This window comes from Dellaglioa sp. CoH-57-MRSF-20 (assembly GCF_056781955.1).
The window spans coordinates 1-275 of sequence record NZ_JBXAXV010000255.1; the positions used below are offsets into that span (position 1 = coordinate 1).

At 52.4% G+C, this 275-nt stretch carries 1 protein-coding gene; it reads right to left on the reverse strand.

Features of this window, described 5'->3' with window-relative positions; genetic code table 11:
• Window position 1: 1 nt before the first annotated feature.
• On the reverse strand, window positions 2–275 hold a 274-nt coding region (locus AC1RPN_RS08975; protein WP_481763840.1), incomplete at its 5' end, for a C-terminal helicase domain-containing protein.

Consider the following 275-nt stretch of genomic DNA (forward strand, 5'->3'; position numbering starts at 1 on the left):
TTCATAGGTACAAATTTGCGGATACTGCGGTCCGCGTCAATTGGGTGTACAAATGTTCCCACTTCTGGTCAGCAAACACATCAGACTCGTCGATGATGAGCGTGCGATCCCACTGAGAGCCCTGTGCGCTGTGGCCGGTCATAGCATATGCAAACGTCCATGTGTCGGTGCCTCTAATATCCTGCCAAGGTGGTTCCGGAAGATTCTGATCAAAGTGGTGTTGCGAGCATACGGTGTCCACTACAAGGGGATCGCCATCAGCGTTGAACAGGTCG